The organism is Photorhabdus hindustanensis (assembly GCF_002968995.1).
Lineage (GTDB): Bacteria > Pseudomonadota > Gammaproteobacteria > Enterobacterales > Enterobacteriaceae > Photorhabdus > Photorhabdus akhurstii.
This window is the reverse complement of the sequence record NZ_PUWT01000112.1, coordinates 1-5,263: the sequence shown is the minus strand read 5'-3', so window position 1 is coordinate 5,263 and position 5,263 is coordinate 1. Positions and strand designations below refer to the sequence as shown.

The window sequence follows — 5,263 nt, the reverse complement described above, 5'->3', positions numbered from 1 at the left end:
GCCCGGTGTCCGTTTTCAAGAACTTGGTCATTCATCTAGATTAAATTTCAAATCAGTTATTTTCATTTTTAATCCCATATTAAATCAGTTAACTCATTATTTAATAGTCTACATTTTTCAGCGGCATCAATGATTTTCTGCGCTCTTTCAATGTTAGCTTCTGTAATATCAAATTTAATTTCACTCCATCCATCCTGATCAGTTATGTATATTGAAAACCAATTATTTATCAGTGAATTATTACTTTTAATGGCTGATATTTTAATAAAGAATAATTCACAATCTAAATAAGCCATTGTCATTCTAAGTGAATTATCAAAATACCAATCATCAGACGTGTATTTAAAATCTTTCATTGAGCAAGTTAACACAATCAAGCCTCCTCTAATTACACTCATATTTCAACGAGAGTTTCTTTCCAGTCCATACCTTCTAATTCGATAATAGCTACAATTTCATATTGAGATGATGGTGATTCAGAGAACCAGTTGCCGTTAATTTGAGACGGCTTTTTGTTCCATGCTAATACAATTCCCTTGTTTTCTGTGACTATAAATTTAGTCCAAAACGGAGCTAATAATTCAATGCCAAAGTAGTTAACTTTGATCGGCTTTATTAAGCTAATTAATTTCATGTGACTTTATTTCCTGTATAAATTCAATATTATTAATTGGGGACTCATTCCCCCATGTATGCCATCCCTGAATTTTTTCTCTTGCGAATAGCTCAATGCGCGGGACATTTCCGTATAGTTGTTCAAGTCTATTCCTGACTTCCCACGGCTTTTTTGAATGTTCCCCGACACAAGAGAAAACCACTTGCTTCACTGCGGCACTAATACGCTCAATTCCATTTCCCCGAACCGCGAGCAATACATCCTCTGTATTTGCTCGCGTGTAGTTCCCCATCCCGATCACCGTCTCTTTGTTTAGTATCTCCATGAAATCAAAGAAATCTTCTACTCCGTTCTTATCTATCCGATCACCAGCCAATTTATTTAATTTCACCCATGTGAATAGCTTCATGGTTTTAACTTTAAAGCCCCATGCTTTAGTTAATTCAATTGCCTCAAGTGTGAAATTACCCGTATACCACATTGCTAGAACCGAGTTGTCTGCGGCTATAGAGTGAATGGGAAGTTTAGTTAAGTCGAAGAAAGATGTTGTTGTATAGTGATTATCGGCTGCACCGTTTGAAGCTTTATTATTATATTGCCAAGGGGGATCGCAATAAATAAGCTCATATTTCATTAATCACTCCAGTAAGACAATGATTCTTTCGCTGCATCGTGCGGATGAATATATTTCCAGTCTCCATCTTTTCTAGAATATGATTCAATCTCACATGTAGCGGCTTCTTTTGCTTCTGATAAATTCATTCCGCGATAGACAAGAACATTTATCATGTATCGCTTGAACATTCGTTTCCAGATAAAGTAAAAATGGTTGCAGAGATAATCATTCATTTTCATCCTCATCTTCAACATCTACCCAGACATCAACAACAGTAGACATAAATTCATTAATTATTTGTTGGCGCTCTTCATCTGTCATTCCTTTCCATTCTGCTTCTGTTATATTCAGCTCTGTTTGACTCATAGAGCCGATCATGTTTGTTTGAGCTTTAAGTATCATTTGTTTACTCATCATTTACCTCATCATTAATATTGATTTCATCAAGTGAGCAAAAAATTCCGTCATCGTCTATAATTCCCGGAAAACCGAAGAATTCAACCACTTCATAATAATTTCCTATAGTGAATTTATATGGAAAGTCTGAAATCTGATTACAATACTGCAAAGTATCACCGACATTGATTGTCATTTTTCTTCGACTCTTGTTCTTGTAATAAAGTTACAATTGGTTCAAGCGCATCAAATGCTAGTCCGAGCACTCGAAGCTTTCGTTTTAATAGCTTGATTTCAGCAATTACTTGGCCCGGCGAACCCGTATCATTCTCTTCTTCAATTCCAGCAGCGCGAGCTATAGCAGCAAGACCCTTACAAGAGTCATAAAACATTTCTTTATAGCTATCGCGTTCTTTACGAAGAAATTCCAGCTTATCAGCAATCTCATTCAAAATTAAATAATCGTCACAACTTGCTACTCTTGCTAACTCGTGACATGCGGATATTAGAGATTCTGTATTTTTATTCATGATAGTTACCTCTGTTGAATAACTTCAGCTTCAATATAACTGATGTCTAAAATTTCGTCCATGTCGTAAACATCTATTTGACAACCTAATCGATCTTCATCATCGATTATTTCCTTATATTCATCATCGTCTACTTCAATTATTTTACTGAAATAAACTGAAGCATTTCCTGTTATTATTAATTTCTTGCTCATGAGTTAACTCTTTTTAATAATCATATTTTCACAAATTTCTTTGGCTCTATGACAAGTGTCAATATCGAACCAGCCGAAGTGACATTTATTGAAACTGATACCTAATTTCTTCGCTAACCATCTGTACGCATCCGTGCGACTTAATTTCCCAGATTGCCATATTTCTTCGAAATACCGCTTACTACTCATTCTAGCATTTCGAGTTGCTTTATCTGCTAATGTGCCCAACGGGATATCTGTAAACGGGTGCATGCCGACATATGCCCCGCATGACGTACAAATATATAGCCACGGCCATTTACTGTGTGCTTTACCAAATATCTCTTCATGATGAGCTATTGTTACGTGGCCGCAGCAGTAACGGCATCTTACAGGAATTGGTAGCGGGTCTTTAACCCGCTGAATGGCTTTATTGCATGGGTTCCAGGGTGTTTTCTCCATAATAATAATCCTCCCGCTATATAAATGGGTTAGATATTAGTAACAGGTATGCCGATATATTGATCCAACGAAATCGGTATGCTGCCTTTAGTGAACATGGTGTGTCCTATCTTGCGCTCTAATTCGACGTAACGACGATAGAGTTCAGGGTTGCATTTAGCCCCATGCCGTAAATCATTACTGCTACCCATGATGCAGAACACGCAAGATAATCTCTCATTTCCATCTTTATATGCCCAAAATGGCTGCTGCCCAGCATCAGCTATAGTTTTGAATACCTGCGCAGTCGATAGTTCGAAAATTGGAAGCCAGCTGTACACTGTACGTGCGCCGCTGCTTAGTGTCTGTGCTTGATTAACAGAGAACGGTGACTTCTTTGCCCTGTTAGCAGATTCTTCTGCGCGAATGCCAGTACAATCTACAGCTAATGTTTTACCTTTAGCTTTCAAATCATTTCTAATGAACTTTTGAATGGGTCCGCGCTTTAAGTCGCTAGTGCACTGGCGATACTTAGGACTAGGCCACATACCGCGAGCTTCGACCATTCCCAGTAATGTTTTTCTTGCTTGAACGATATTCAGCTCATGATTAATATTCTCATTAATGTGCTCAATCACACCCGGCCATTCAACGTCCCCCAAGCTAGCGTGAACGACAACAATCTGATCATGCGGAATAATAGAATTTAATAGTGCATACATAGCTTGGCTATCTTTTCCTCCAGAGTGGGATACGTAGAAAATAGCGCCAGCGTTTATCACCCGCCGAGATTCAGCGGGAATTGATAGCTGTATCATTGATGATCCTTTGATTAGATATTTTGATTTGGATTTCCGAGAATAAACACTCTGTGAGTAAAATCAGACGACTTTACTTTTTTATCGACTTCTCTTTTTTCCTTTTTTCTTTTTTTATCTTTATGTCTTTGACATTCAGTACAGCTACCATTAGACACGTATCTTAGCGTGTGCCCTTGCGGGCAAGGGTCGCCATTAAATTTTTCACCATACATCAAATTACCCTCATATTTAAAATGAAGAGAAACTATCGTCGTATTGCTCGTATTGATGATTATTTTGATAATTATTGTAGCTGTTATGCTGTGATGATTTATTTCTCTCATCTTTATCTTTTAAAGTTGAAACAATCTTATTTACAGCCTCAGCAACTTTACCTTCTTCAACTTCTTGCAATGTTTGCCCAGTTTTGGCAATGAATGGAATTCTTATATCAAAGCTGAATGTATCGCTTCCATCCGTTCTTTTTGTTCTCAGTGTTTTTTGGAGCACCAGACCGATCATTTTTCCAGCTAATTCAGGTGCGATACATGTATTCGCATCTTTCGTTACCTGGGTTAATTGCTTAACTCCAGCACAACCCATGATTGCATTGATCATATTAATGCCATACTGATTATCTGTGCCGTCATTTTTCTTACACCAAACACTTCAACTGAAATCCAATCCATTTCGACGGGCATAATTCTTACGTCTTCACACAATATTTCAAAACTGTAAGTATCTTGTATTTTTATCATTGTTTAACCCTCATATTTACACTTTAATGAAAATCTCACGAAACTCATCGCAATCAACAAAAATCCAGTTTAGATTTTCATCTTTAATAACTAACCATGTGCCAGTAGTACCTATAGAATAGACCTTGTATTCTTCATATTTGTTAAGACAATGAAAAGAACCATTAATTTTAACTGAGAAATTATAAATGTTGTCATGCCGATGCGGAGGAATTATTTTACTAGGATTATTTTTCATCCATAAGAAACTTACTTTCACCAAATCATTTTCGTTGAATTTTACTTGATTAATTTTCATTTTGTTTACCTTCTGAGTTTATCTGCGTTATTCGATGTTGCCAGCTTTCATTTCTGATTCGATGAACTTGATAACTTCTTTCAGTTTCTTGTCGCTGTCGATAGTAGCTGGTAATTCTTCCGCAATTTCTTTTTCCATCGCGCAATGACCGTTATATCTTAAATGATTGCCATTCACTGCATACACGAACATCGGCTCACACTGAACTTCACCATCTTCACGAATTACCGCGAACCAGACATTGTTTACTTTAACAATTTCGCCATCATTCATTTCAACAGTTTCGAAATATCTTGCGTCAATGTCGATGTTGCGGCGGGCTGCGTAGTTGATGATTGCTTTGCTGATGTTCATTGTTTAATCCTCATATTAATTTAATAATTGGCTTCCGTGCCGATGATTCCCTGTTTTTCCCGATGAAGTGTTATAGCCTACTTATGCGTTAACCGGGCGCTAACCGGAACTCAGTGATGCTCTAAGCCGCCTTTCCCTCACTACGTCGCCGTGGGAACCCGACCTCTACACAGTCGTCGTGTGCCTGGATTTATCAGGCTGGTAGCGGTATAGCTGTGTCACTAAACCATGATTAATTCTCCTTTTAATGTTCTTATATTTAACTCTCTACAATAAGTAGC

The 5,263-nt window shown here is 37.4% G+C and carries 13 protein-coding genes; all 13 read right to left on the bottom strand.

Annotated elements, in window-relative coordinates; translation table 11 throughout:
* Positions 1-68: 68 nt before the first annotated feature.
* Positions 69-371: a hypothetical protein gene (locus C6H66_RS24185; RefSeq protein ID WP_146111120.1), complete on the bottom strand. Its 303-nt coding sequence runs from the start codon at positions 369-371 to the stop codon at positions 69-71.
* Between the two features lie 23 nt (positions 372-394).
* The gene (locus C6H66_RS24180; RefSeq protein WP_105396985.1) at positions 395-634 is read right to left on the bottom strand and encodes a hypothetical protein; all 240 of its coding nucleotides are present in this window, start codon (positions 632-634) and stop codon (positions 395-397) included.
* A complete protein-coding gene (locus tag C6H66_RS24175) occupies positions 621-1,250 on the bottom strand; it encodes an MT-A70 family methyltransferase (protein ID WP_105396984.1) in 630 nt (209 codons plus the stop codon). The genes C6H66_RS24180 and C6H66_RS24175 overlap by 14 nt, the downstream gene beginning before the upstream one ends.
* Complete coding sequence (locus C6H66_RS24170) at positions 1,250-1,471, bottom strand: hypothetical protein (RefSeq protein WP_181150298.1); 222 nt, start codon at positions 1,469-1,471, stop codon at positions 1,250-1,252. The genes C6H66_RS24175 and C6H66_RS24170 overlap by 1 nt, the downstream gene beginning before the upstream one ends.
* A complete protein-coding gene (locus C6H66_RS24165) occupies positions 1,458-1,646 on the bottom strand; it encodes a DUF7167 family protein (protein WP_105396982.1) in 189 nt (62 codons plus the stop codon). The genes C6H66_RS24170 and C6H66_RS24165 overlap by 14 nt, the downstream gene beginning before the upstream one ends.
* Positions 1,639-1,824 carry a hypothetical protein gene (locus C6H66_RS24160; protein ID WP_105396981.1) on the bottom strand — a complete coding sequence of 62 codons (186 nt, stop codon included), beginning with the start codon at positions 1,822-1,824 and terminating at the stop codon, positions 1,639-1,641. The genes C6H66_RS24165 and C6H66_RS24160 overlap by 8 nt, the downstream gene beginning before the upstream one ends.
* Complete coding sequence (locus C6H66_RS24155) at positions 1,805-2,158, bottom strand: glutamyl-tRNA amidotransferase (protein WP_105396980.1); 354 nt, start codon at positions 2,156-2,158, stop codon at positions 1,805-1,807. The genes C6H66_RS24160 and C6H66_RS24155 overlap by 20 nt, the downstream gene beginning before the upstream one ends.
* Before the next feature lie 5 nt (positions 2,159-2,163).
* A complete protein-coding gene (locus C6H66_RS24150; RefSeq protein ID WP_105396979.1) occupies positions 2,164-2,352 on the bottom strand; it encodes a hypothetical protein in 189 nt (62 codons plus the stop codon).
* Between the two features lie 3 nt (positions 2,353-2,355).
* A complete protein-coding gene (locus C6H66_RS24145; protein WP_105396978.1) occupies positions 2,356-2,793 on the bottom strand; it encodes a zinc-finger-containing protein in 438 nt (145 codons plus the stop codon).
* A 29-nt stretch (positions 2,794-2,822) separates the two neighbouring features.
* Complete coding sequence (locus C6H66_RS24140; protein ID WP_105396977.1) at positions 2,823-3,590, bottom strand: phosphoadenosine phosphosulfate reductase domain-containing protein; 768 nt, start codon at positions 3,588-3,590, stop codon at positions 2,823-2,825.
* A 231-nt stretch (positions 3,591-3,821) separates the two neighbouring features.
* Complete coding sequence (locus C6H66_RS24130; protein ID WP_181150297.1) at positions 3,822-4,190, bottom strand: hypothetical protein; 369 nt, start codon at positions 4,188-4,190, stop codon at positions 3,822-3,824.
* 156 nt (positions 4,191-4,346) lie between these two features.
* A complete protein-coding gene (locus C6H66_RS24125) occupies positions 4,347-4,628 on the bottom strand; it encodes a hypothetical protein (RefSeq protein WP_065391034.1) in 282 nt (93 codons plus the stop codon).
* 27 nt (positions 4,629-4,655) lie between these two features.
* Positions 4,656-4,982 (bottom strand): hypothetical protein, encoded by a 327-nt coding sequence (locus C6H66_RS24120; RefSeq protein WP_105396975.1) that lies wholly within the window; start codon positions 4,980-4,982, stop codon positions 4,656-4,658.
* Positions 4,983-5,263 lie beyond the last annotated feature (281 nt).